The following is a 23,764-nucleotide window of genomic DNA, read 5'->3' as shown; positions in this document are numbered from 1 at the left end:
AGGACCCCACCATGACCCGCACCATCCGCCGCACCATCCCCGCCGCGCTCGCGGTTCTCGGGATGAGCGTCGTCCTGGGCGCGTGCCAGCAGGGCACCCCCGGAGGCGAGCCCACCCCCACCGAGTCGGCGACCATCACGACCTCCCCGTCGCCCTCGCCCTCCCCGTCGGAGTCCAAGACGCCCGAGGAAGAGGCCACCGAGCTCGGCGAGCAGGCCGTCCGCGACTACTACGACGTCGAGGCCGCCGCGATGCAGGACCCAGAGGACTTCAAGCAGGAGGAGCTCAAGTCGGTTGCTATCGGGTCCGCTCTCAACGATCTCCAGAACCAGCTCAGCGCCGCGCGCGGTCTGAAGCAGCACGCGATCGGCGCGACCAAAATCGTCGACATCAAGGAGCCCAAGACCGACCTGAAGCCCAAGGGCGACGACGTCCCGACCGTCGAGTTCCTCGTTTGCTACGACGTCAGCGACCTCAACATCGTCGATGAGGACGGCAAGTCCGTCGTCTCGCCGGACCGCAAGGACACCGGCGTCAAGCGGGTGGGCGTCGCCAACTACGACTACCCAGACGCTGACCAGTGGCGTGTCGCCTTCACCGAGTACAAGGAGGACCTCCAGTGCGACGACATCTAGGAGTCCTCGCTGGACTGGCGCTCGCAGCCAGTTCGTTGGTGGTCGTGGCGCAGCCCGCGAGCGCTGGTGAGCCGGAGTGTCTCAAGATGGACGAGGCGTCGGGATTCTGCCTGATCTGGGCAGATGACGGCGGCGGTGGGGACTCCGGCGGCGGAGGCGGTGAGTCGGGCGGTGGGGACTCCGGCGGCGGAGGCGGTGACTCGGGCGGTGGGGACTCCGGCGGCGGAGGCGGTATCGGCATCGAGCTGCCGGGCATCGATAAGGCGTGCATCTACATCGGACTGGCGAAGCCGCAGCCGCCGAAGAGCGACCCTGTCTGGAAGGGGCACGACGACGGCGCGATCCACGCCTGCAACGTCATGTGGGGCACCGCGGGCGCGCCCGGGGGCGTCGGCGGCGGACCGACCACCACCTACTTTTTCTGGGCTGCTGAGCCGCCGGATGCGCCCCCGCCGCCGGACCCCGAGGACCTGGCGCGCAAGGCCATCGCCGCGATGGGCCTGCACGCGATCGACATCGGCATCGTGCCCGAGGACGCCGCCGACAGCGTGGGCCTGGTCGGGCTGCCGACGTGGATGTGGGCCGAGAACCCTGACGGCGCCTCCATGGGACCGATCACCCGCACCGCGTCCGCAGGCGGCTTCACCGTCACGGCCACGGCGAAGGTCGACAAGGTGGTCTGGGACATGGGCGACGGGACCACGGTCACCTGCGAGGGACCGGGCACGCCGTACGCGGACCAGTACGGCAAGAAGTCCTCTCCCGACTGCGGGCACACGTACACCCGCCAGGGCGAGTACACCGTGACCGCAACCTCCTACTGGACCATCGAGTGGGCGGGAATCGGGGAGACCGGCGCCATCCCGCTCGACTTCAACAACTCGACGACGATCCGGATGGGAGAGTCCCAGGTCATCACCCAGTGACCCGACTCAGTTGAGGGGCGAGGCGCGCACGGCGCCTCGCCCCTCAACCCATGCACACAGGTTCCGCCGTCAGGAGCGAGCAGCGTCGCGCTCGCGGTCTTGGTCGCGCTGCAGGTTCGGGGCTTCAGCAACGAGCGGGAACCGAGCGGCGTCCTCAGGATGGACTCCCACCCACGCGGCGAACGCGGGGTGGGCGGCCATCTCGTTGACCTTCTCGACGAGCTCGCCTGCGAGCCGCTCCATGCGGACGGCGTAGATCTTGTCTCCCGCGGTGCCAACGTCGACCGGGACGGGGCTGCCCCCAATGTTCTTGTAGTGGAGCTCGGCGTCGTCCGCGCGCCAGATCGTCCGGGCCTCGGTGGCGGCGTCGAGAGCCTCCTGGAGTCGCGTGTTGTTGAAGTTGTCGTCAGAGCCGAGTCGGTCGATCTGCTCGAGCCGGCTGAGCGCGAGGTCGCGCTTGGAGTGCACGAGCCCTGCTTCGCGGATCGCGACCTGCAGGATGCGGAGCACGCGTACGAGGTCGCGCGCGTCGGCGGACAGCAGGTAGACGGCCTGGGCCCAGTCACGCGCGGTCACCGTGACGTCGTGGGGGGCGGCCTCGCCCTGGGCGTCAGCGTTCGCGACCTCGCGCATGAGCTCGATCGCTCGGGCAAGGGGCGAGCCGAAGTGCAGAGTCTGGTGCACCATGTCGCGCAATCGCTCGTTGCGCCAGAGGCTGAACACCGACTGACCCTCGTACTCGAACTGACGCATGGCGCCGATCAGCTCCGGTGCCCAAGCGATGAACGCGCGCACCGTCGCGAGATCAGGGCCGGGAAGCCGAGCCGCGGGGTCGTCGTCGGTAGGTTCCAAGAGGGAGCCGGGGATGATCTCGCGATACCGGTACTCGTCACTCCAGTCGCTGCCGGAGCGGCGCCAATCGCTCCACCAAGGGCTGTCGGGCCTCTTCCCTCGCCGGACGCCGCTGAATCGCCACGCGAGGTCGCACAGCAGATCTGCCAACTCGTGGTCGTCGTTGAACTCCCACAGGTCCATGTCGTCCTGCAGCATGATGCCGGCCTCCCGGGCCGTCTCGACCGCACGGGTCGCGGCGAAGCGGGAGACGCCGGCGGCCTTCGCCAGCTTGGGAAGAGGCATCGGGTAGGCAGCCTCGATCGCGGCCGTGACGAGAGCTGCACTGCTCCCGGCGAGCGGAAGTGCGTCCTGGAAGGTGTATCGGCTCATCCCTGGAACGTAGCCGAGCGCGGCTAGGGGCGCATGCACGCGCACGGATAGGTGCGACTCCCGCACCGCGCCGTGCGGAGGCTGCACACGTGGCGGGTAACGCCAACGGGAGCGGGGTATAGCTGTTCGCGCGGGTGTGCGGATCTCACCCGACGGCGACCGTCCTGGCTCGAGCGGCGGATCTACGCTGCTGCCGTGGCCAGCGGCGAGGACGACGACCAGGGCGCGGGTGACGTCGGTGATGACGCGGGCCGTGAGGACGACGGGCAGGAGATGCCCGCTGCGGGTGGCAAGGGCCCGGACGACGAGGACCCGGACGAGCCGCTGGGGCGGCGACCGTCGCTACGGATGCCGGCTGGGGCTTCGAGCTTCGACGTCCTGCGGTATCGGCCACCGCCTGTGATCTCGTGGTCGGTGGTCGACACCGCCATGAAGGCCTTCAAGGTCTCGGGCGGGGACGCCATGTTCGGCGACCAGATCCGTCGGATCAGCACATCGGTTCTGGCCTCCTTGGGGCCGACGTTCCCGATGCCGCGGCTGCCTCTGGTGGCCGCGTGGTGGAACGAAGTCGCACGGGAAACGTTCCGGCACCTGGGCCCCGACTTCGGGCGGTTACGTGACCGGCTGTTCTTCCCGCGGAACCTCTGGGGCCTCACGATCCGCCGTGAGGCGATGGAGGCGCTGGTGAAGGACGGCATCACCGTGTACGCGGTGCCTCGGACCGAGATCGCACGGGCGCTCCTGGAGGCGCCGGACACCGCCGCGCGGCGCGCGATCCTGGGGCGGCGTCTTCCGCAGATCGTCGACGACTGCGACGACGCGTTGGACGGGTTCGTGGCTCCCGAGCTGCGCGAGACCGTGCTGTTCATCCGCCGCGCGATCGACGCGATCCGTGACGGGCACACCGCGCCTGCGCAGGCGCTGCTGACCACTGCGCTCGAGGGGCTCACCTGGGAGACCTACGGAAGGCATGGGCGCAACCAGTACACCAGCGCGAAGGTCACCGACGAGGAGCGGCTCTCGTGGGGCGTGAGGGCCACGTTGGTGATGGGCCCGATCTCACGCTGCTACGAGCACTTCGATCCCGGCACGGACGCCGCCTTGATCCCGCGGCCGTTCGGCAGGCACCGGTCGGCCCACCGCGTCTCACGGATGCAGTACAGCAAGCGGAACACCGCCCAGGTGCTGCTCCTCGTAACCGCGTTCTGCGCCTACATCGACGGCGGCCACCACCGCCTGCGGATCTGAGCGAGGACACATCAGTCAGACCGCTGGCGGGATGCTGCCGCGCCCCGCTCACCCCTGCTCGAGCCGAACCATGAGCGCGCGCAGATCACGCGCCTCGCTGCGTGAGAGCGTGCACCCGATGTTCCAGGTCGTGAGGTGCAGCCCACCGCGCAAGCACACGATCGCGACGAAGGCGCCCGCGATGTTGACCAGGATGCTGGTGGGGAGCGGGAGGCGCGGGACCGCACCCATGACCGCCAGGAGCGTCCAGGCGAGCAGCCCGAACATGATGGCAGCACTGGTGATGCAGAGCGCCACCGCGGCGACCAGCGCCAGGCGGTGCCAGCGGGAGACGCGCAGCTCGTCGCGAATCTCGCGGGGCGACGCGTAGTCGCGAATCTCCATCGGTCTCACCTCTCATCGGGTGCCACCACCGTAGAGGCACCCCCGGCCAGCGCACTGCAGCTGTGGGGCCCGCGGGCTCACGGGTCGGACACACCCCGTCGCGTGGACAGCGATCCTGGTTGGCGACCTCGCTCGGCGCGCTGTCCTAGATACGAATGGCTAGACGCAGGGCGTGATCCACTACCTCAGGTGAGCATCGACCAGTGGTGGGACGAGCCCGCTGCCGAGTCCCTTCCACCGCAGCTGCACGCCGAGCTGCATGCCGCGGCCGCTGACCACGTCGCGGCCGGCCATGACGCCCGAACCTGGCTCGCTCACCGATGGGCCGCCCTCGACCGCCACGACCCGATCGTCGACATCGACGTCAACTACACCCTCTTCCGAGAGCACGGCACCGAACGCCTCCACGTCGACTTCCACTACCTGGCCGCCGTCGACGGCGAGCGGCGGTGGGGGCTGGTGAACAACAGGCCGGAGTCGTACGACTCCATCTTGGAGGGGTTGCGCGAGGGGTACGCGCGGGGTGATTTCGGGGGTTGGGTGCGGGAGATGGGCGCGCCGACGCTGATGGAGCTGCCTGGCCCGTATGGGTCGCTGTACGAGGTGGCCAGCGATGGGCGGCATCGTTCGCACGTCCTGCGTGCCCTCGGTGTCTCGCTGTTCGCGGCGTGGGTGCATCGGCGCTCGCCGGCGGTGGAGCCGGGTGCGCGGATCTACCTCGGTGCGCCGATGAGGTTCCACACCTACAGCCCGCGTGAGCCGGGTGCCGAAGCGCGCGCGGCGGCGGGGCATCGGCGGGCGCTGCGGCGGCACGCTGAGCACGTCGGTGTGCTCGTTGACCATGGGGTGATTCGGGCGGCGGGGGAGGCGGACTACTACGAGGTGGTGCGGGGCGTGCCGGCGGCGTGGGCGCTGGCCCATCCTGATGATGCGGTGCGGATCTCGCGCCGCTACCGGCGGTCGTTCCCTCAGTTCGGTGAGGCGGTCGAGGGGGAGCGCGCGCTGTTGTCGCGGCAGGGGTGGTTGTCGTACCTGAAGCGCACGGCGCCGGCGCGGGCGCTCGCTGTGGTGGAGGTCGGTTCTCGCCGGCGGGGTGGTGGTCGCTGGCGGTGAAGCCGGCTGCGGGGTTGGCACTACGGTTCGGTGGGTGAGCGAGGAGTTGGACCTGACGATCAACCCCGCGCCCGGGGCGGCGCGGTGGGAGCGTGGGGTGGCGCAGCGGTACTGGGCTGGGCCCCGGCTGGAGTTCGGTCGTGCGCAGTGGCCGGACACGTTGCGGGAGGTGGCGGCGGAGCTGGGACTCGGCGTGCCGCCGCTCACCTCGATCGTCACGACCAGGTCGTACGCGACGGTCGCGGGCATCGTGTGTCGGCGGTGCGGGCAGCCCGCCGCGTTCCACACGCGTGGCGAGCTGCAGAAGATCACCACCGCCAGGCGGCACGCCAGGGTGAACATGGCGCGCTGCGTGCGGTGCCGGACCAGCGACGCGCCAGGGGGAGGCCGCGATGTTTGAGGACGATGCGGATGAGCCCATGTACGAGGTGGAGACGTCTCACGGGTCCGACTGCCCAGCGTGCGGCCGGCTCGTCGAGTCGGCCATGAGGATGCTGCGAGAGAACGACCTGCGGCGAGTGCGCGCTGCCGATGGGGGCAGCGGTGGCCACTGGGTGCAGGTGCGGGTCGTGGTGGTGCCCGATGATCTGTCGGGCCTCGCCGTCGACGACGACCTCCGGGACGAACGCAGGGGGTTCTGGGGCCGCTGGCGCTCTGGCCCGCGTCGTCGACGATGACGGCGTGTCCGCCGCGGGCCGGGTGAAGTCGGCCGGGACGAGCTCGGGGCCGGCGGCACCTGTCGGCGGCGATCCGTACGCTACGCGCATGCGTAGGGCTGGCGACGACCTGTTCCCGTGGAAGACGTGTGGGCAGCCCTTGTTCGACCGGATCGTCAACGCGCTGCTGACCGAGCTTCACCGCGGCGATCCAGGAGTGCTCGAACCCGTGGACGGGCGCGGCGGCGACGGTGGCATCGACCTCGACCTCACCCTGCCCGACGGCACGATCGACACGATCTACCAGCTCAAGTACTTCCCCGAGGGGTTCTCCGCCGGGTTCCGGCCCCGCCGACAGCAGATCACCAAGTCGTTCAAGGCCGCGATGAAGCACAAGCCGCGCAGGTGGGTGCTCGTCATCCCCTGCAACCTGACCCCCAAGGAGCGCGATTTCGTGCGCTCCCTGCCGGGCAAGCCGGCCGTGGTCGAGATAGGCACAACCATCGGTCAGGCACGGCTGGACCTAGCCCTGGCGGAACACCCTCGCGTGTGGAAGCACTTCACCCACGACCAGCGCATGGACGACCTGCGCATCGCCGGGCTCGAGCGCCAGGGGCTGACCACTGCCGCGGATATCGACGAGTACGCCACCAGCATGGGCGAGAGCCTTGCCGCCCGGAGTCTGCACTGGGATCTGCAGGTCACGACCGGGCCCGACGGCGTGGCGACCCGGGTGAGTCCCCGCCACCCGCGAGCGATGGAAGAAGAGCCGCTCGGCAGCCGGATCAGCTTCGCACCCGGCCCAGCCGGTGAGGAAGCCCGACGCCGCTACGACGACGCGCGCGCGTTCGGCACTCCCGTCGACCTGGACGCCGCCGAGGTCGCCAAGGTCGAACTGACCGGAGCGGAGTGGTTCGACAAGGAACTCACCGACGTCGATGTGCACCTGCGGCCGCCGCCGCTCGTGCGCGGACAGGTCGACCTGCGTGTGACCACCCCGAGCGGGGACATCCTGCAGATCCTGCGCGGCACCATGGACGGGCACGCCGGCAAGCGCGGGAGACGCATCCTGGCCGCACTCGAGTGCGGCCTGGACCTGACCATCACGATCCCGGAAACCTCGACCCCCGGTCACAAGGAACCCACCGAGAACGTCCCGGTCGACTTCACCGTCTCCGCGAGCCGACTGCATCGCGGCGACGCGACCCAGGCGTCGCGCGCGGTCCAGCTCATCGACCACCTGGAGTCCGGCACCAAGGTCATCCTCGAGCTGTGGCGCGGGGGAAAGAAGCGGGTGCAGATGGGCACCAACGGCGACACCGACGATCAGCGCCGCCACCTGATCAGCGCGTACGACCGGCAGCTGATCGACGACCTCGCGGTCCTGTCCAGGCGCTTCGACATCACCCTGCGCGTGCCCGAGCAGATGACGCTGGCGCAGCGAGCCGAGACCCGTAAGGCGCGCCTGCTGGCCGAGGGCAACGTCATCATCGACAGCGACCTCGGTGGACTCGACGTCACGCTCACCGGGATCGGAGGCGAGCCCTTCACCACCTTCCTCAAGGACGAGGCGAGCATGATTCTCGTCGAGTCCAAGCTCCACTACCTCGTCGACGGCCAGCCGCTCGCCTTCACCGTCCGGATCTTCCACCCCCGCGCGCACGCCGTCGACGCCGACACCGTGGCCGCGGCGCTCGCGGCGGGCACCGCGGCCAACATGCCGGTGACCATCCGCGGCGTCGACCGATCGCCCTACCGCGTCTACTCGGTGAACGACTTCCCGGACGGCCGGGAGGACCTGACACCCACCCCGCTCGCGATCGTGCTGCCCGAGGGCGCGGACGTTCCCCCGGACGAGTTCGGCGCCATCGAGCCCAGCAGCTGACTACCGCGTGCCGAGGCGCTGGGTGTCAGAGCGTCCGGGCAGACTGCGGGCATGGCCACCGACGACGCAGCCCTGGAACCGGCCGGGTACGCCGACCTGCTGGCCGACCTCAAGGCCCGCGTGCGCGCGACACAGTTCCGCGCCGCCCGCGCCGCGAACACCGAACTGCTGCACCTGAACTGGTCGATCGGCCGCGACATCCTCGAACGCCAGGGCGCGGCCGGTTGGGGAGCGAAGGTGATCGACCGTCTCGCCGCCGACCTCCAGAGGGAGTTCCCCGGCCAGCGCGGCTTCTCCCCGACCAACCTGAAGTACATGCGCCAGGTCGCCGAGGCATGGCCCACGCTCAGCGACTTTGGTCAGCATCGTGCTGACCAATTGCCCTGGGGCCACGTGATGGTCCTCGTCAGCCGGCTCCACTCCCGCGCCGACCGCGACTGGTACGCCGAGCGCGCGGCCGCGGAGGGATGGAAGCGCAGCGTCCTCGAGCACCAGATCAAGATGCAGCTGCACCAGCGTATCGGTGCCGCACCGTCGAACTTCGCCGCCGCTCTCGACCCGGCCGACTCCGAGCTCGCCCAGCAACTGGTGAAGGACCCGTACGTCTTCGAGCACCTCGGCCTCACCGAACAGCTCGCCGAGCGCGACGTCGAGCAAGCGCTGATGGACCGGCTGCAGGACACGCTGCTTGAGCTCGGGCGGGGGATGGCGTTCGTCGGTCGCCAGGTCCGGCTCGCGGTCACCGACGACGCCACCGGCGAGGTCGACGAGCACTACCCGGACCTCTTGTTCTTCCACATTCCCCAGGGGCGATATGTCGTCATTGAGTTGAAGGTCGGCAAGTTCGAGCCCGGGTTCGTCGGCCAGCTCGGCACGTACGTCGCGATCGTCGACGACCAGCTGCGCGACGCCGCGAAGCACGCCCCGACCGTGGGGATCCTGATGTGCACCGGCAAGGGCGGCCCGACCGTGCGGTTCTCTCTGGCGTCCACGGCGGTACCCATGGCGATCGCCGACTACCAGGCCCTGCCGCCCGACGCGCGAGATGCGCTGCCCACCGCCGCCGAGCTCGAGGCCGTCCTCGAGCACGGCCTCGACGACGTCGACGACCCAGCGCAGCCCACCTGACCGTCCATCCCGCCGCACATCCGGGGTCACCAGGCGGCAACCCCGAGGTCCGCGAGTGCCTGGCCCTGCTGGGTGACCCTGCGGGTGCGTGCATTGTGTGGGGCTCCCTACCGTGGCGTGAGCTGAGCGAGGGGAGTGGGTCATGGCCGGGACGATCGCGGAGATGGACTCGCACGGGAACGACCCGCGCAACGTGCCGGGCTGATGGACATGCCCCCGGGGCTCAGGCTCCCGGTTGAGGTGGTGCTTGCGCGGGCGGTGGAGCGGATCCCGGCGTCCTCGGCGCTGCCGGGTGGGGCCCGGTTTGAGCCGAAATGGGACGGCTACCGCGGTGTTATCTCGAAGGTCGGGGACCGAGTGGGGGTGTGGTCGCGTCGCGGTACGGACCTGACGTCGACGTTCCCGGAGATCGCCGCGGCCGCGGGCGAGCAGCTCGCGTCCGGGACGGTGCTGGACGGCGAGCTGGTGGTCTGGTCGGGTGGCCGGTTGGACTTCGGAGCGCTGCAGGAGCGTATGGGGCGAGGGCCGCGCGCTGCGGCGGAGCATGCGCGACGCCGGCCCGCGTCGATGGCGGTGTTCGACGTGCTCGCAGCTGGTGGCGACGACCTGAGGGGCATGCCGTGGTCCCTGCGCCGGGCGCTGCTGGAAGACCTCGCGGCACTGTGGCGGCCACCGCTGAACCTGTCGCCGGTGACCGCGGACGTCGACGAAGCGCGAGAGTGGTTCGACACCTACGTCGCAGCCGGGATCGAGGGCCTGGTCGTCAAGGGCGCCGACCAGCCGTACCGCGGAGGGTCCCGCGACTGGTTGAAGGTCAAGCACCGGAGCACAGTGGACGTGGTGTGCGGTGCGGTCATCGGTCCTCGCGCCGCTCCTGAGCAGATAGTGGCCGGCATGCCGATCGCCGGGCGGCTGCGGATCGTGGGCCGCACCGGACCGCTCAGGCCCGGGGCTCGGCGGGCGCTCGCGGGCGTGCTGCGGGTGCCGGTGGGGGAGCACCCGTGGCCGGCGGTCGTGCCGGCGGGAGCGTTCGGGAGGTTCGGGCGTGAGCGAGGTCCGGTGGGGCTGACATTGGTGGAGCCGGTGGTCGTGGAGGTGTCGGCGGACGCCGCGTGGTCGGGCAGCTCGTACCGCCACCAACTCCGGTTCGTGCGCGCAAGGCCGGACGTAGAGGTCGCCAGCGTCACAGCTCCCGGCGCCCTGGAGCGCCCGTAGGTGTGGGCGGTGCGGTCTACGCTCCGGTCGTGAAGTTGCGCGCGCACGTCGAGACCATCCCGCCCGACAACTCGGGCACGCACGAGACCAAGGTGCGGGAGGTCGAGGTCGAGGCTGCGACGTACGAGGTCGGCCGGCCGTTGCTGGACGAACAGCTCAAGGACGGGGAGCGGATCATCACGATCCGGGTCGCCGACGCCTGACGTTCTACGCTGCGAGGCGTGCAGAGGGCTTGGACGTCACCGCCCGTGCTGGCGAAAGACTTGGGTATCACCCGGCAGGGGGTGCGGGCCTGGCTCCAACGGCACGGGTACCCGAAGGACCCAGACGGCCGTTATCGGATCGACGCAGCCACCGAGGCACGGATGCGCGCCTACTTCGCGGCGCGCAGGACTCCTCCGCCGCCGGGGCCGTGCAGCGTGGACGGGTGCGACCGCCCGCGCATGAGCCGGCGCGCCGAGCTGTGCGCTCTGCACCACCAACGGATGTACCGGCACGGGACCGTCGAGCGTCCCCTCCCGGGGGAGAACAACCGGGGCAAGACGCACTGCCCGAAGGGGCACCCCTACACGCCCGAGAACACCTACAGGCACGCCGACGGGCGGCGCCGCTGCCGCAGGTGCCGGATCGACCAGGCCGCAGCCTCGAAGCGCGCCCGCGCTGCCCGGGGGCTGACCTGATCCGCGGTGTGACTTCTGGTACTGGTGCGAACGTGTTCCTGGCGCAGGCGCGTCCCCTGTCCATCCGGCCGGGGACGCGCCTACCGAGGAAGGTCCTCAGGACCGCGGGCTCAGTGCGCGGCCTGGTACGCCTTGAGGATCGGTGCGGCGATGCGACCGCGGTCGGAGACCTCGTGGCCGTTCGCTCGTGCCCACTCACGGATCTTCGCGAGCTGCTCGCGGTCGGTGCGTGCCCCGCTGCGAGCCGACGGCCGACCAGAGCGTGTGGACGTCTTGCGCGCGTGCTCCACCCACTTGCCCACGGCGGTGCGCAACTCGTCGGCGTGCTTGGTCGTGAGGTCGATCTCGTAGGTGACGCCATCGAGCGAGAACGTCACCGTCTCGTCAGCGTCAGTGCCATCGACGTCGTCGACGAGAATGATCTGCTTCTTCTGAACCACTAGAGCCCCTCTCAGAGAAATGAACAGCCGCACAAACTATGGGTGCCGCAACTGAAGGAAGCAACCCGATGCCGCGGTGTGTCTCTGGCGCGAAATTTGCGGCGCGCGGCGGACATATTTTTGGGATAACCGTGTCGGGATGGCGTCGGGTCGAGAACCCGCGAGTCAGTGTCGTTAGTGAGCCACGGTGCGCCTCGACCATTCCGATCAGATCGTCGGCGATCTGCTCATGGATCAGGTGGGCGCGCGGGCCTGAGGCATCGACCAGAGACGTGATCACCGGATATCGGGCTCGACGACTACAACTCGCCCCGCTCGACCCGTTCGCGCGTCACCGCGTACTGGGCCTCGATGTACTCCTCGAACTTCGACCGCTCGATCCGCCACACCCTCTTGGGTCCGATCTGCAAGGCGGGTAGCTCGCCGCTGCGGCACAGCCCGTAGACGATCGTCGGCGAGACACCGAGCTCAGAGACCACGTCCTCGAGCTTCATGAAGCGAGGCGAACGGTCCTCGCCGGCGTCGGCAACCATGCGCCCATCATCGCTGCCCGCACACCACCCCGGTGACCGTTGTCCACAGGCTCAGCTCGCTGCGGGCGGCCGACGGCGAGGAACCGTCCGGAACACGTCGGCCACGTCCAACCAGCACAGCAACTCGCGTGCGTTCGTCGGCCCGTACGGAGGCTTCGCTATCACCAGCACCCGGTCGTCCGTCCACCTGATCGCCCGCGCCGGCACCCACTCGACCCCCGTCGACCACACCAACCGGACGATCACGGGTCGATCACCCTGCGGTCGAAGCGACACCCGACGCGGCACCCGCGCCTTGTTCAACGGATCCTGATCCGGCCAGAACCAACCTTCCGCCGGCGGCACATCCAGCGGGCGCTCCTCACGCCGACCCTCACCCGTCACAGGGCCTACGATAGAACACCAGTTCGAATGGTTGGAGGTGGCCGAGACCGTGACCGCCCCCACCAGTGACGCCCTCGCCACCGCCCGCGCGGCGCTTGCGGCTGCCGAGTTGCGCACCGGACTGCGTGAAGGGCCGGGCGTCGAACGCCGTGCGCGCCTGCGCTCGATCCCGGGCGCAGCCGCGACACCGGCGCGCCCAGAGCCGATCGGCGTACGCGACCTCCTCCCGGAGGGCCGTCTGCCGCAGGGGTCGGTCAGCGTCGTGGCCGGCTCGCCCAACCTGCTGCTGGCGTTGCTGGCGGCGTCCCAGGAGCGCGATGACTGGATCGCGTTCGTCGCTGCACCCGAGACCGGCTACCTTGCCGCAGCAGAGCGTGGCATCGACCTCGAGCGAGTCATCGCCATCCCCGACACTCACGGCCGCCCTGCCGAGACGGTCGCCGCACTGCTCGACGGCATGAGCTATGTCGTCACCGGTCCCCAGATCGCACTGTCGCCTTCGGAGCGCCGGCGACTGCTCGTCCGGGCTCGCGAGCGCGGTGCAGGCCTGGTCTCCACGACGCCGTGGGAGCATGCGGCGCTACGCCTGCACGTCGTCGGCGCGCGGTGGTCCGGCGTCGACGAAGGGGCTGGCTACCTCAGGCACTGCGAGCTCGACGTCGACGTCGCCGGCCGCGGAGCCGGGCTGCGACAGACCATCGCCCTGCCGCCGGGCCCCGTGAAGGGCGACGACGACAGGGCGGCCGAGAGGAAGGGCGACGGCGGCTACGAGGCCCTGGCGGCCTTCGGCTGAACGACGCGAAGGCCGGGGCGGAAGTCGGAGATCTCGACGGGGATCGTCTCGTCGGAGAGCTCGAGGTTCCGCTCGCCGAATCGAGAGGCTCTACCGGCGACGTCGGCGACATGCTCGCGCTGCTCGTCTGTGCGCTGCAGGGCACGCAGAAGCGCGTCGCAGCCCCCGGGCACCTCGACGTCCCACCCTGGACCGGTGAGGTTGCACTGTCCGCGCACGCCCTGGCGGCGGTCGATGATCGTGTACACGATCTCGCTCGCGGCCCAGAGCTCGCGCTTGCGGGTCAAGACGCTGTAGTGCTCATCGCCGGCGCGCACGGTCCACCAGCGCCCCGCCTCGCGGGTAGGGGTCGCGAAGCGCACTCGGTCGCCGGATGTCAGGGCGCGGATCGGGCTCGAGGAAGCCTCGGCAGGCATGGTGGGTGTCGCGTCGACGGTGAGCATGTCGCCCCCTGTGCGGGTCTGGCAGGAACGGTGGGTCTGTTAGGCGCTGAGGGCTTCGAGCGCTGCGCCAGCGTGCGGCTCGAGCGTGGCGGCCATGGCCCCCTTGAGCTTCTGGATCGCCTTGTGGCACCGCTTGCGGGCCATCGCCATCGAGCACCCGAACTTCTCGACGGCCTCGGGGTAGCCCAGTCGCCTTACCGACGGGTCGTCCGGCAGGTAGACCGCCGCGAGGAGACGTGCGTCCTCGAGCGAGATCACCTCGGCCTTGACGCCCCACGCCATCACGTCGATGAGGTCGGCCTCAGCGGTGATGTCCTCGGTCGGGTCCTTGTCGATCGTCGCCAGGTCAAGAGGGTCGATGGACGGATGCAGGCGGTGGGTCTCCCCGGAACTCCGGTAGTCCCGGACGAACTCGCTCGGATCCAGTGGCACGTCGTTGTAGTGCTGCTCGCGAACCCCGGTGACGCGCCGAAGGGTGTCGAACGCGAGATTGGCCGCGACGCTGTTCTTCCGACGCTCGACCGGGTAGGTCGTCATGACCTCCCAGAAATCGCCGATCGTGATGTGGCGGCGATCCTCCGCCCACGTGTCCGAGGTCGACGTGCAGTCGGCCGGGTTGGTGTGAGCGCTTGTCTGGGCCAGCTTCGGAAGCATCGCCTGCAGCACCGTGCGGCCGGCGAGCTGCTGGCCGCCTTGGAACTGCCGGATGAGCGCGAGCAGGATCTCGTTCTTGCGAGCATTCGGCGCAGAGTCGATCGCGTCGACGATGTCCCCGGGGCGCGCGAAGCCCGCGAGCGCAGGTTCGGTCCGTGCCCAGCGGCGCAGCGTCGACCGCGTGCTGGCGGATGTCTGCAGCTGCACCCACTCCTGGGCGAGGTGGCGGTACAGCGGCGACGCGAAGCCGGTGGGGGCAACGTCGTGCTGCCGGAACGGGTTCCTCGTCTTGCTCATCGCTCTGACTCCCTGTGCGTGCGGTTGGTGCGTGCAACGTAGGCAGGACTGCTCCGATTTGACTACGGGTGTGGGGCCACCATGCGCCTTGTCCGGCCGAGCCCCACTCAACTGACGGGGGCTTGCCGGATCTCTTGCCCGATCCGCACGCGGCCGAAATCGCCTGCGGGCAAGGGCGTAGCGGTGGGGCTGGGCAAGGCGTGAGGGCCTGTGACCTGCGATGACGCGGGATGGGCAGGAGCGCGAGAAGAAAGCCGAGCAAGACGGGTAACAGCGGCCTCTGTGACCGCACCTTCTGTTCTCGAAGGCGTCCGAGAGCTGAGGAGAACCCGATGAGTCCTGTCCACCGCGTGCACCACGACGTCGCCGACGACATGGCTGATGCCCGCGACCTGGCCGACACGGCCACGGTCAAGCGCGCCGCGGATGCCGTGCGTGAGGCCGTGGCCAAGCTCGCCGCGCGCCCGCTGGACGAGGACACGACCAAGCAGATGCAGGCGGCGCTCCAGCAGGCCGAGACGCCGGCCGTCCGCAGGGCGGTGCGCCGACTGCGCGAGCCGAGCTCGCCCCGGCCCGTGCTGTCGGTGGTGCCGTCGTTCGACGAGCGCGTCAGCGCCGTGAACCGAGGAGGTGACGCAGCGTGAAGCTCAAGACCCGTTCGCGCGAGAAGCGCGAAGAGGACCAGGCGCCCTACGAGGTGGCCGACGACCAGGCTCGAACGACCGAGGCCGCGGCCTCGACGTCAGCCGAGACCATGAACTGGACGGGCGGCTCCCTGTGGGCCTCCCGTGCCGCCACCGGTGCGCTGTGGGCCGCCGTCGTCGCCGGGCCCCTCGCGCTCGCCGGCGTGGTCGCGTTCGCCGCGACGCCGCCGAGCACGGCGCCCGCCGCAGTGGAGCAGGTCGACGTCGGGGAGGCCACGACCGCCGGGGAGACCGCGCGCGACCTCGTCGACGCGTGGCTCACTGCCACGCGAGAGAACGCCGGCGCCCTGCAGCGGCAGTACCCGGCCGAGGTCGCGTCCCTGCCCGACGAGGCGCTGCCCGTGCGATCGGTCGCCGTTGCCTCGGTGACCGACACGGGCGAGGGGACGTGGTCGGTCGTGGTGGGCGCCGACGTCGACGAGCCCACGACCGCCGCCTCCGATGCAGACGACGACACCGAGGCGACGACGACCTGGGTGCGCCGGTACTTCCAGGTGCCTGTCCTCGTCGCCCCGACCCAGGCCGGGCTCGGTGCTCGAGCTGGTGCCCTGCCGACCCCGGTCGCCGGACCGCCCCTCCTGGCGGACGCGCCGAACGACTTCACCAGCGACGTCGCCGCGGACACCGAGCTGCACGAGTCCGTCGCCGGCTTCCTCACCGCCCAGCTGACGGGCGAGGGCGACATCGAGCGCTACGTGAGCCCGGGCGCCGTCATCGCCCCGATCGACCCCGCGCCCTACAGCGGCGTCGAGATCGACGGCATCAAGACCAGCGGCACCCACGAGAACGGCTCCACGCCGACCGACGGTGACCAGCTGGACGTGCTCGTCGACGTCGCCCTCGTGCGACCCGACGGCGAGAAGACCTCTGCGCAGTACGTCCTCGACCTCGAGGCACGCGCGGGGCGGTGGGAGGTCGCCGACATCTCCACCGCGAACACCACGCGTCCGGACTGGACGCCCACCTCCGAAGGAGACCCCTCATGATCGACCTCACCGTTGTGGACGTCGTCACCCAGGCGCTCGGCGCCGGCCAGGTGCAGGCCGCCGGCGGCGCGACGCTCACCGATTCCCTGAACAGCCTGATCAGCGGCTTCATCTCGCTGCTCAAGAACGCGGCGATCCTCGTCGTCTTCTACTTCATCGTCATGAAGGCGGCACAGTCGCGGTTCGCCGTCGCCGCCGTCATCGTGTCGGTCGTCGTCGGCGCCCTCGTGCTCTTCGCGATCAACGGCGGCGTCAAGTGGGCGCAGGACCGCTTCACGAACGAGGTGAACGCCACCTCGGCGAGCCCCGCCGTCGTGCTGACCATCGACACCCCCAACCCGGACCTGGTCTGACTCACAGGCCCCACGGACAGGAGGTGTGGTGATGGCTCAGGAAACGGAAGCGGCGCGCTGGTTCACCCGTGCCCGTCGGATCCCGATCCTGATTGGACGGGCGCACGACGGGTCCCGAATCCCCGGTGGCCCGTACACGATCGGGCAGGTCATCGCGGCTGCCATCGCACTGTTCGTGATGTGGAAGACCGCGACGCTGTGGGCCCACTTCGGCTGGGTCACCAACGCCACCGTCTTCATCGGGGTCGTGGCCGGGGTCGTCATCCTCGTGGGCAAGCTCCCGCGCGGCGGCCGCAACCCCTTGTCGTGGGCCGCCGGCTTCCTCGCCCTCTACCTGCGCACGCCCGGCGGGACCGTCGGAGGCCGCCCGCTCCGGGTCACCCCGCCCCGCAAGGTCCAGCACCGCATCGTGATGCCCGTCGCCACGCTCCCCACGAGCACGCAGGACGAGGACGACCGGGGAGTGCAGCCGGCCACGGCCGAGCAACCGTCCGTGGACCCGACACCCGTCGCGGCCCAGGCCGCCCCGCAACCGCCCCGCACCGCCGCGCCCGCAGGGGCGCAAGTGCAGCTCACCGCAGTCGGCCGGCTGCTGGCCGTGAACAACGCCGAGGAGGACTCATGAGGAGCCACCTGACCGACATGACCCACAACCTCACCTGGACCCGCTCGGGGACCGTGTGGGCGATGTGGCGCCTCGACCCGCTCGCGTACGGGTACCGCCCGCTGGACAGCAAGGTCGAGGTGCGGAACCTGCACACGGCGCTGTTCCAGGCGCTGCGGGGCGAGGCGCTCCTCATGGGCGTGTGCGCGTCGACGGACCCCACTGCCGTCGTCGAGCGGATGGTGCAGGGCGTCGACCTCGAGAAGCGTCCCGAGTGGGCCCAGGAGTGCATCGAGACCCTGGACTTCCTGATGGAGATCGACATCGGCCGTCGCGCGTACTGGCTTGCGGTGCCGCTGCCGAACAAGGGAGCCAAGGCCTGGACGGAGCCGCTCCGGTCGGCCAAGGCGAACCTCAAGGACACCCTGGCGATGCCGCGCACCGGGCCGTCGCGACGCGAGATCGAGGCGCGGCTGGAGCAGGCCGAGCTCATCCGCAAGGCGCTGCCGGGCAAGTTCAAGGCGCGCCCGGCGAGCGTGGCCGAGATGGTGTGGCTGGAGCTTCACGCCCAGCAGCGCGGCCTGCACCTGGACATGGCGGTCCCGGTCGACGACCAGGACCCGATGACACAGATGCTGACCGCGGGCACGGCGATCCCCGACGTGCACCTCGACCCCTGCGGCCAGACCGACGACGAGATCAAGCGCGAGCAGCCGGGCAAGAGGCGGGGCAAGACAACGGGCAAGAGCCACCCCACCCGACTGCCCGCGCACAAGATCCTCAGCCGCCGCTACCTCAAGGTCACCAACCTGATGACCGAGCAGCCGTCGTACCAGGTGATGCTCGCGATGGCGGACGTGCCCAACGGCGGGGCGGCGTTCCCCGGCGGCGAGTGGCTCGGCCGGATCGACGAGACGGGCATGGCCGTCGACTGGGCACTGCGGATGCACGTGCGCACCGGTGCCGAGGTCACCGCCCGCAACCGCCGCGCCAACGCCAACCTGAGCGACCAGATGGACCAGCGCTCCGAGGACAACCGCGCCGGCGGCATGAGCCAGCTCGCGCTGGCCGGCCAGGAGCTCGCCGAGCTGCAGTCGATCATCGACGCCGACGACATGGAGGTCGAGGTCGAGCACACCGCGATCTTCGCGATCGGCGCACCTGCGCCCGAGGAAGCGATCGACACCGCCCGCGAGCTCACCAAGCACTTCGCACGATCGCACTTCAAGTTCGTCACCGACGCGGTGGCCCAGGAAGACCTCTGGCACGCCATGCTGCCCGCCACGCCGACGAGCCAGCCGGTACGGCAGCTGTCGCAGATCACCACCGCGGGCAAGCTCTCCTTCGCGATGCCGATCGTGACCAGCGAGCTCGGCGACGACCGAGGCAGCCTCCTGGCCCTCGAGATCTCCGGTGGCCGCCCCCACCCCGTGCTGATCGACCTCGCCGGCGCCGGCACCGACATGGACGTCGCCATGGCGGTAGGCGTCGTAGGCGAGCTCGGCTCCGGAAAGTCGGTCACCCTCAAGAAGCTCGGCTTCGACGCCGTCGACCGCGGGGCGACCCTCATCGCCGTCGACCGGACGAAGGTCGGCGAGTGGGCCACCGCCGTCGAGCCGATCCCCGGATCGGTCGTCGTCGACGTGTCCGAGGCCGCCCAGCACAGCCTCGACCCGCTGCGCATCTTCGGCACCCGTGGCGCCCGCTACGCGCAGTCCTTCCTGACCACGCTGCTGAACATCGACTCCACCGACAACGAGGGAGTGCTCCTCAGCGACGTCCTGGAAAAGGGGTACCTCGAGCGCTACGGGATCACCAGCCTCGGCGCCCTCATCGCGCACCTGATCAGCGACGAGTGCACCCACACCGACGCCAAGGACCTCGGACGCAAGATGAACGTCTTCGCCCGCAAGGACTTCGGCGCCGCGATCTTCGACCCCGACCTGCCTGCCCTCGACCTGACCGCGCCCGCGATCGTCGTGCGCACCGCAGAGCTCGAGCTGCCCGACTCCGAGGAGCTGAACAACCCGCTGCGCTTCCGCCAGATGCGACTGGAGAAGAAGCTCGGCCGCGCGGTCTACGCACTAATCACCGCCATCGCCAAGCACCGCTGCTTCGACGACACCGACCGCCTCGGTGTGTTCATCGTCGACGAGGCCCACTCCGTCACCAGCTCGCCCGAGGGCCTGCAGCACCTCACCGAGTTCGTGCGCGACGGGCGCAAGCACCTGGCCGCCCTCATCCTCGGCTCCCACGACCCTGAGGCCGACTTCGGCGACGAGGTGCTGCGCGGACTCATCCCGTTCCGCATCATCATGCGCCACCGGGACCGCACCCTCGCCGCGCGAGGCCTGCGCTGGCTCCAGGGGATGGAGACCAACTCCCCCGTCGACGAGGAGCTCATCGACCTCATCGCGAACGAGACCTCCCCGGTCCGCGCCGACGGCGGCGTCCTGCCCGAGCGGCGCGGGGAGAACCTGATGCGCGACTTCCAGGGGCGCATCGGCCGCGCCAAGATCCTGCCGCCGGTGACCCCCTCGCGTGCCAAGGCCGTGCTGACCACACCCCGGGGGGCCGCAGCATGAGCACCAAGCGCCGGATCATCATCACCCTCGCCATCACCGCCGCGACCCTCCTGGCCACCGCCGGGAGCGCCAGCGCCGCCGACATCGCGCCCGGCACCGGCACCGGCACTGAGGAGTCGCTCACAGGCCTCTCCGTGACCGACACCCACGGGATCCCCACCACCGCGTTCGGACTCGCCATGTACGACGGCGGCCAGGTCTGGAACGCGGACAACTGGTTCTTCAACATGCTGATGCAGCTGGCCTGGGAGCCCTACCGGTACTTCATGTCCACGGCGATCGGGATGCTCTCGTTCATCCTCGACCTCACCTGGGTCGACTGGCTCCTGACCCCGCTCAAGTCGCTCAGCATGATCACCCAGACCCTCGTCGCCGAATTCGGCCTGGCGCCCCTGATGATCACCCTGCTCGCCTTCGTCGTCGGCTGGTGGCTGCTCAAGGGCCGCTACGCCAGCGGCATCGTCGAGCTCATCATCGGCTGCGTCATCGCGGCGCTCGCGGCCGGCGTACTCGCGAACCCGGTGGGCCTGATCGCCGACAAGAACGACGGCCTGATCTACCAGAGCCGTGACGCGGGCCGCGATATCGCGACCGCGATCGCGACCGACGGGAAGGTGACCGACTCCGACTCCGACGTCGTCAGCGAGGGCGACACCTCGACGATCGTCGACACGTTCATCCGTGTTCCGCACCAGATCATCAACTACGGGGACGTCATCGACGGCACCCGGTGCGAGAAGACCTACGACCAGGCCCTCAAGGAGAACGAGGACCCGACCAAGGTGCGCGAGACGATCGGGCGCTGCGACAAGGAATACAAGGAGCACTCGGACCACCCGGATATTCCGAAGGCGGTGAACGCCTTCGAGATGTGGACCGTCTGGGTGACCTTCGGACTCTTCTCGCTGGTCGTCATCATCGTGTTCATCCTGTCGGTACTCGGCGCAGGATGGCAGTCGATCAAGCTTGTCTGGTCGCTGATTCTCGGAATGGTTCCCGGCGGCCCCCGAGCATCCTTGATGCGCTCGTTCAGCAACACCGCGTTCGCACTGTCCATGATCGCGATCACGTACATCTTCGTCGCGGGCTGGATGCGGCTGCAGACAGCGTTCTTCGCTGCGACGGACGACCAGGCATTCCTCCTGCGCATCCGGCTCTTCAACCTGCTGCTGCTGTGCGGGGCGATCGCGCTCGTCCTGGCCAGGCACAAGATCAAGAAGGGGTGGCACCGTCTCGGGGACCGGCTCGCGCAGCTGGGGGCCAGCAGTGCGAACCACACCCCCAGCAAGCTGCCCGCCCAGATCGGCGACAAGGCCTACCAGGCCTGGCTGTTCGGGCGTCGCAACCGTGCGCCGAAGGCGCCGGCGGAGCCGACGCCGCTGCAGTCGACGCCGGCTCCGACCCCTCTGCCCGCCCCCGCTCGCCAGCCGCTCGCGCTCGAACCCGGCGGCAAGCCTGCGCTCCAGATCGGTGCCGGCAACGAGCGTGGGCTGCCGCCCGGGACGTCGCCGCGGCCGGCCTGGCGCAACGGCGGCCCGTTCACCCAGCCACCCGGCGGCGGTGCGGCGGCGCAGATCGCCAAGGCGCCGTCCAAGGCGCTGGTGCTGCGTTCCCGCCTGGGCACGGCGACCAAGGTCGCAGCGCACGGTGGCCTCATCGTCGCCTCTGGTGGCACCGGCGCCGCGGTCACCGGCGCGAAGGTGGTTGCGGCCGGAGGTAAGGCAGGGACGCTGGCCCGCACCGCCGGCACGGCAGCCGCGGCCGCCAAGGCCGGCACCGTGACGCGTGGAGTGACGGCAGCGGCCACCACCACCAAGGCTGCGACCGCCAAGACGGCCGTGGCACGCACCACCAAGGCTGTCGACAGCGTGCGGACCGCACGCGCGGAGGCGATGCGGGCCCGGATCATGGCGACGCAGATGCGGCCGCACAAGGAGGGCATGGTCGACCAGACCACCGGCGTCACCTACCAGCGCCAGGTCCCCGCTGAGGGCCAGGAGAACGTCGAGGTCTACCGCCCCAGCGGCATCGACCCCGACTCGGTGCACGAGCTGCGGGCCCGGCTCAAGGCCGCCCACATGCCCCCGCGACAGGACGGCTGACCCCGCCGTGCGCAGACCCCGAAAGGAGGCACGTCCATGAGCAAGAAGTGGCTCTTCGCCGTTGCTGCGGGTGCCCTGCTGCTGGTCGCCGTGCCGGTCGGGGTCGTGGGCCTGATCATGTTCGCCGTGGTCGGCAGTGGCCCCAAGGCCGAAGCGAGCGGCGGTACCGGCGCGCTGAACCTGCAGGCCATCCCGGCGGCCTACCGCGACGCCGTCGTGCAGGCCGGCGAGCGGTGCAAAGGGGTGAGCGCACCGCTGCTGGCCGCCCAGATCGAAGCTGAGTCGGCCTGGAACCCGGCCGCCGTCAGCCCAGTTGGCGCGACCGGCATGGCCCAGTTCATGCCCGCAACGTGGAAGGAGTTCGGCAAGGACTACTCGGGCGACGGGCTGGCCGACGCGAACGAGCCGCTCGACGCGATCGGGTCGCAGGCCGACTACATGTGCCACCTGTACGCGTGGGTCACCGACCAGCTCGACGCGGGGACCATCAACGGTGACCCCACGCGCCTCACCCTCGCGGCCTACAACGCCGGCTCCGGGCGAGTCCTGAGCGCCGGTGGGATCCCGCCCATCACTGAGACCCGCTCGTACGTGGACAAGATCATGGCAGGCATCGCTCGGTACACCCGAGCGCTCAACGACAAGAACTACGACAGCGGCGGAGGCCCCGCCGTCTCGGCCGACGGCACCTACCGGGAGGCCATCGGCGGCTCCGGGAAGCTCGACCGGTCCAACCTGTGCCAGATCGCATGGGCCGCTCCCGGCCAGGTCCTGCGATGCGACGCCCAGCGGGCTCTGACCGACCTCAACAAGGCGTTCAAGGCGAAGTTCGGGCAGAACCTCGCGATCACCGACGCCTACCGCGACTACGCCACACAGGTCGCCCTGAAGCGAACCAAGGGGTACCTCGCGGCCCAGCCCGGGTACTCCAACCACGGGTGGGGCCTGGCCATCGACATCGGGAACATCGGGGCCGAAGGCAGCACCAAGCACCGGTGGCTGCGCGAGCACGGACCCGCATTCGGCTGGCAACATCCATCCTGGGCCCGCACGGACGGCCGTAAACCCGAGGCCTGGCATTGGGAATTTATTGGTACAGAATCGCCCAAGAGTGGATGAGTAGAACAAAGGATACGCCATGAAGTCCCGGCTCGTAGTCGCGCTCACGGCAGCCGCCCTGCTCCTGGCCGGCTGCGCCAACGCCGACCCCGAGGGCGCTGCCACTCCCACGGCGCTCGCGCCCACCCGCGCGCCCTCAGGCAACGGCCAGGACTCCAACCCGGACCCCGACGCGACGCCGAGCACCCCCAGCACGCCGAAGGCACCACCGAGCGCGGACGAGGTCGCGGACACGGTCACCCGCACCTGGTGGCAGCTCGATGGCACCGTCGACGACTCCCCGGTGGATGCCCACCGCCGTGCGGCAGGGCACCTCACCGAGCACTTCGCCGAAGCCAACACCCAGGATCTGCCCGGCAACCCCGGGGACTGGTGGAATCAGCTCGTGGCCGACAAGGCGCACTACAAGGTCGCCGTCACCGAGGCCGACACCGCCATGGCGGCCGACCTGCCCGACGACACGCCCCACCGCGCCACCCGCGCCCGCATCGCCGAGCTGACCCCCACCAACGACGACGGACCCACCGGTGATCCCCGCATCGTGGTGATGACCATCGACCTGTACCGCGAAGCCGAGGACCAGCCCTGGCTCGTCGACGACATGCAGGTCGACGAGGCTCAGGACCTCTCCACGTCCCCGCAGGACTTCGGCTGAGGCGCAAGAACTCCTTCG

The 23,764-nt window shown here is 70.0% G+C and carries 24 protein-coding genes; 18 read left to right on the top strand and 6 right to left on the bottom strand.

What is annotated here, in order from left to right; all coding sequences use genetic code 11:
* The first annotated feature begins 11 nt into the window (after positions 1–11).
* Complete coding sequence (locus ACQFYA_RS21010; protein ID WP_499127779.1) at positions 12–635, top strand: hypothetical protein; 624 nt, start codon at positions 12–14, stop codon at positions 633–635.
* 86 nt (positions 636–721) lie between these two features.
* Positions 722–1,561 carry a hypothetical protein gene (locus tag ACQFYA_RS21005; protein WP_499127777.1) on the top strand — a complete coding sequence of 280 codons (840 nt, stop codon included), beginning with the start codon at positions 722–724 and terminating at the stop codon, positions 1,559–1,561.
* A 69-nt stretch (positions 1,562–1,630) separates the two neighbouring features.
* Here ACQFYA_RS21005 and ACQFYA_RS21000 read toward each other — a convergent pair whose 3' ends face one another.
* The gene (locus ACQFYA_RS21000) at positions 1,631–2,830 is read right to left on the bottom strand and encodes a hypothetical protein (RefSeq protein ID WP_499127775.1); all 1,200 of its coding nucleotides are present in this window, start codon (positions 2,828–2,830) and stop codon (positions 1,631–1,633) included.
* A gap of 150 nt (positions 2,831–2,980) precedes the next feature.
* Here ACQFYA_RS21000 and ACQFYA_RS20995 point away from each other — a divergent pair, with 150 nt between their 5' ends.
* Positions 2,981–4,033, top strand: a complete 1,053-nt coding sequence (locus ACQFYA_RS20995) for a hypothetical protein (protein WP_499127773.1) — start codon at positions 2,981–2,983, stop codon at positions 4,031–4,033.
* A 48-nt stretch (positions 4,034–4,081) separates the two neighbouring features.
* Here ACQFYA_RS20995 and ACQFYA_RS20990 read toward each other — a convergent pair whose 3' ends face one another.
* Positions 4,082–4,417: a hypothetical protein gene (locus tag ACQFYA_RS20990; RefSeq protein ID WP_499127771.1), complete on the bottom strand. Its 336-nt coding sequence runs from the start codon at positions 4,415–4,417 to the stop codon at positions 4,082–4,084.
* Positions 4,418–4,606: 189 nt separating this feature from the next.
* Here ACQFYA_RS20990 and ACQFYA_RS20985 point away from each other — a divergent pair, with 189 nt between their 5' ends.
* The 6 genes from ACQFYA_RS20985 to ACQFYA_RS20960 all read left to right on the top strand — a co-directional run bounded on the left by ACQFYA_RS20985 (position 4,607) and on the right by ACQFYA_RS20960 (position 10,617).
* A complete protein-coding gene (locus ACQFYA_RS20985; RefSeq protein WP_499127770.1) occupies positions 4,607–5,530 on the top strand; it encodes a hypothetical protein in 924 nt (307 codons plus the stop codon).
* Between the two features lie 34 nt (positions 5,531–5,564).
* Positions 5,565–5,930, top strand: a complete 366-nt coding sequence (locus ACQFYA_RS20980) for a hypothetical protein (RefSeq protein ID WP_499127769.1) — start codon at positions 5,565–5,567, stop codon at positions 5,928–5,930.
* Positions 5,931–6,211: 281 nt separating this feature from the next.
* On the top strand, positions 6,212–8,071 hold the full coding sequence (locus tag ACQFYA_RS20975; RefSeq protein ID WP_499127767.1) for a hypothetical protein: 1,860 nt from the start codon (positions 6,212–6,214) through the stop codon (positions 8,069–8,071).
* A 51-nt stretch (positions 8,072–8,122) separates the two neighbouring features.
* Entirely contained in the window at positions 8,123–9,199 is a 1,077-nt protein-coding gene (locus tag ACQFYA_RS20970) for a PDDEXK nuclease domain-containing protein (protein WP_499127765.1), read from the top strand.
* Between the two features lie 204 nt (positions 9,200–9,403).
* A complete protein-coding gene (locus ACQFYA_RS20965) occupies positions 9,404–10,414 on the top strand; it encodes an ATP-dependent DNA ligase (RefSeq protein ID WP_499127764.1) in 1,011 nt (336 codons plus the stop codon).
* 29 nt (positions 10,415–10,443) lie between these two features.
* A complete protein-coding gene (locus ACQFYA_RS20960) occupies positions 10,444–10,617 on the top strand; it encodes a hypothetical protein (protein WP_499127762.1) in 174 nt (57 codons plus the stop codon).
* 587 nt (positions 10,618–11,204) lie between these two features.
* On the opposite strand, the gene ACQFYA_RS20955 is transcribed toward ACQFYA_RS20960, so the two are convergent.
* Entirely contained in the window at positions 11,205–11,567 is a 363-nt protein-coding gene (locus tag ACQFYA_RS20955; RefSeq protein WP_499127760.1) for a histone-like nucleoid-structuring protein Lsr2, read from the bottom strand.
* Positions 11,568–11,833: 266 nt separating this feature from the next.
* Positions 11,834–12,067, bottom strand: a complete 234-nt coding sequence (locus tag ACQFYA_RS20950) for a helix-turn-helix domain-containing protein (protein ID WP_499127758.1) — start codon at positions 12,065–12,067, stop codon at positions 11,834–11,836.
* Between the two features lie 433 nt (positions 12,068–12,500).
* Here ACQFYA_RS20950 and imuA' point away from each other — a divergent pair, with 433 nt between their 5' ends.
* Positions 12,501–13,244, top strand: a complete 744-nt coding sequence (gene imuA' / locus ACQFYA_RS20945) for a DnaE2-dependent mutagenesis accessory factor ImuA' (protein ID WP_499127757.1) — start codon at positions 12,501–12,503, stop codon at positions 13,242–13,244.
* On the opposite strand, the gene ACQFYA_RS20940 is transcribed toward imuA', so the two are convergent.
* Together ACQFYA_RS20940 and ACQFYA_RS20935 are read right to left on the bottom strand one after the other, a co-directional pair.
* Positions 13,217–13,687: a hypothetical protein gene (locus ACQFYA_RS20940; protein WP_499127755.1), complete on the bottom strand. Its 471-nt coding sequence runs from the start codon at positions 13,685–13,687 to the stop codon at positions 13,217–13,219. The two genes, imuA' and ACQFYA_RS20940, sit on opposite strands and share 28 nt — an antisense overlap.
* Before the next feature lie 39 nt (positions 13,688–13,726).
* Positions 13,727–14,638 (bottom strand): hypothetical protein, encoded by a 912-nt coding sequence (locus ACQFYA_RS20935; RefSeq protein WP_499127753.1) that lies wholly within the window; start codon positions 14,636–14,638, stop codon positions 13,727–13,729.
* Between the two features lie 332 nt (positions 14,639–14,970).
* On the opposite strand from ACQFYA_RS20935, the gene ACQFYA_RS20930 reads away from it, so the two are divergent.
* The 8 genes from ACQFYA_RS20930 to ACQFYA_RS20895 all read left to right on the top strand — a co-directional run bounded on the left by ACQFYA_RS20930 (position 14,971) and on the right by ACQFYA_RS20895 (position 23,746).
* Complete coding sequence (locus ACQFYA_RS20930; RefSeq protein ID WP_499127751.1) at positions 14,971–15,282, top strand: hypothetical protein; 312 nt, start codon at positions 14,971–14,973, stop codon at positions 15,280–15,282.
* On the top strand, positions 15,279–16,328 hold the full coding sequence (locus ACQFYA_RS20925; protein ID WP_499127750.1) for a conjugal transfer protein: 1,050 nt from the start codon (positions 15,279–15,281) through the stop codon (positions 16,326–16,328). The genes ACQFYA_RS20930 and ACQFYA_RS20925 overlap by 4 nt, the downstream gene beginning before the upstream one ends.
* Positions 16,325–16,681 carry a hypothetical protein gene (locus ACQFYA_RS20920; protein WP_499127748.1) on the top strand — a complete coding sequence of 119 codons (357 nt, stop codon included), beginning with the start codon at positions 16,325–16,327 and terminating at the stop codon, positions 16,679–16,681. Before ACQFYA_RS20925 ends, ACQFYA_RS20920 begins: the two co-directional genes overlap by 4 nt.
* A gap of 31 nt (positions 16,682–16,712) precedes the next feature.
* On the top strand, positions 16,713–17,306 hold the full coding sequence (locus ACQFYA_RS20915; RefSeq protein WP_499127746.1) for a hypothetical protein: 594 nt from the start codon (positions 16,713–16,715) through the stop codon (positions 17,304–17,306).
* Positions 17,303–19,870 (top strand): ATP-binding protein, encoded by a 2,568-nt coding sequence (locus ACQFYA_RS20910; protein WP_499127744.1) that lies wholly within the window; start codon positions 17,303–17,305, stop codon positions 19,868–19,870. The genes ACQFYA_RS20915 and ACQFYA_RS20910 overlap by 4 nt, the downstream gene beginning before the upstream one ends.
* Positions 19,871–20,004: 134 nt before the next feature.
* Entirely contained in the window at positions 20,005–21,972 is a 1,968-nt protein-coding gene (locus ACQFYA_RS20905) for a hypothetical protein (RefSeq protein ID WP_499127743.1), read from the top strand.
* A gap of 36 nt (positions 21,973–22,008) precedes the next feature.
* Positions 22,009–23,091, top strand: coding sequence for a transglycosylase SLT domain-containing protein (locus ACQFYA_RS20900; RefSeq protein WP_499127742.1), 1,083 nt, complete (start codon positions 22,009–22,011; stop codon positions 23,089–23,091).
* 19 nt (positions 23,092–23,110) lie between these two features.
* Complete coding sequence (locus ACQFYA_RS20895; RefSeq protein ID WP_499127740.1) at positions 23,111–23,746, top strand: hypothetical protein; 636 nt, start codon at positions 23,111–23,113, stop codon at positions 23,744–23,746.
* Positions 23,747–23,764 lie beyond the last annotated feature (18 nt).

Source organism: Promicromonospora sp. Marseille-Q5078 (assembly GCF_050315395.1).
GTDB lineage: Bacteria > Actinomycetota > Actinomycetes > Actinomycetales > Cellulomonadaceae > Isoptericola.
The sequence above is the reverse complement of the archived record's forward strand: the minus strand, read 5'-3'. Positions and strand labels throughout refer to the sequence as shown.

Bases quoted from the DNA above. Each gene is read 5' to 3' on its own strand.
- ACQFYA_RS21005 (WP_499127777.1), top strand. From the start codon at position 722: ATGGACGAGGCGTCGGGATTCTGCCTGATCTGGGCAGATGACGGCGGC.
- ACQFYA_RS20950 (WP_499127758.1), bottom strand. From the start codon at position 12,067: ATGGTTGCCGACGCCGGCGAGGACCGTTCGCCTCGCTTCATGAAGCTC.
- ACQFYA_RS20990 (WP_499127771.1), bottom strand. From the start codon at position 4,417: ATGGAGATTCGCGACTACGCGTCGCCCCGCGAGATTCGCGACGAGCTG.
- ACQFYA_RS21010 (WP_499127779.1), top strand. From the start codon at position 12: ATGACCCGCACCATCCGCCGCACCATCCCCGCCGCGCTCGCGGTTCTC.
- ACQFYA_RS20940 (WP_499127755.1), bottom strand. From the start codon at position 13,687: ATGCTCACCGTCGACGCGACACCCACCATGCCTGCCGAGGCTTCCTCG.
- ACQFYA_RS20915 (WP_499127746.1), top strand. From the start codon at position 16,713: ATGGCTCAGGAAACGGAAGCGGCGCGCTGGTTCACCCGTGCCCGTCGG.
- ACQFYA_RS20910 (WP_499127744.1), top strand. From the start codon at position 17,303: ATGAGGAGCCACCTGACCGACATGACCCACAACCTCACCTGGACCCGC.
- ACQFYA_RS20895 (WP_499127740.1), top strand. From the start codon at position 23,111: ATGAAGTCCCGGCTCGTAGTCGCGCTCACGGCAGCCGCCCTGCTCCTG.
- ACQFYA_RS20900 (WP_499127742.1), top strand. From the start codon at position 22,009: ATGAGCAAGAAGTGGCTCTTCGCCGTTGCTGCGGGTGCCCTGCTGCTG.
- ACQFYA_RS20930 (WP_499127751.1), top strand. From the start codon at position 14,971: ATGAGTCCTGTCCACCGCGTGCACCACGACGTCGCCGACGACATGGCT.
- ACQFYA_RS20920 (WP_499127748.1), top strand. From the start codon at position 16,325: ATGATCGACCTCACCGTTGTGGACGTCGTCACCCAGGCGCTCGGCGCC.
- ACQFYA_RS20965 (WP_499127764.1), top strand. From the start codon at position 9,404: ATGGACATGCCCCCGGGGCTCAGGCTCCCGGTTGAGGTGGTGCTTGCG.
- ACQFYA_RS20970 (WP_499127765.1), top strand. From the start codon at position 8,123: ATGGCCACCGACGACGCAGCCCTGGAACCGGCCGGGTACGCCGACCTG.
- ACQFYA_RS20935 (WP_499127753.1), bottom strand. From the start codon at position 14,638: ATGAGCAAGACGAGGAACCCGTTCCGGCAGCACGACGTTGCCCCCACC.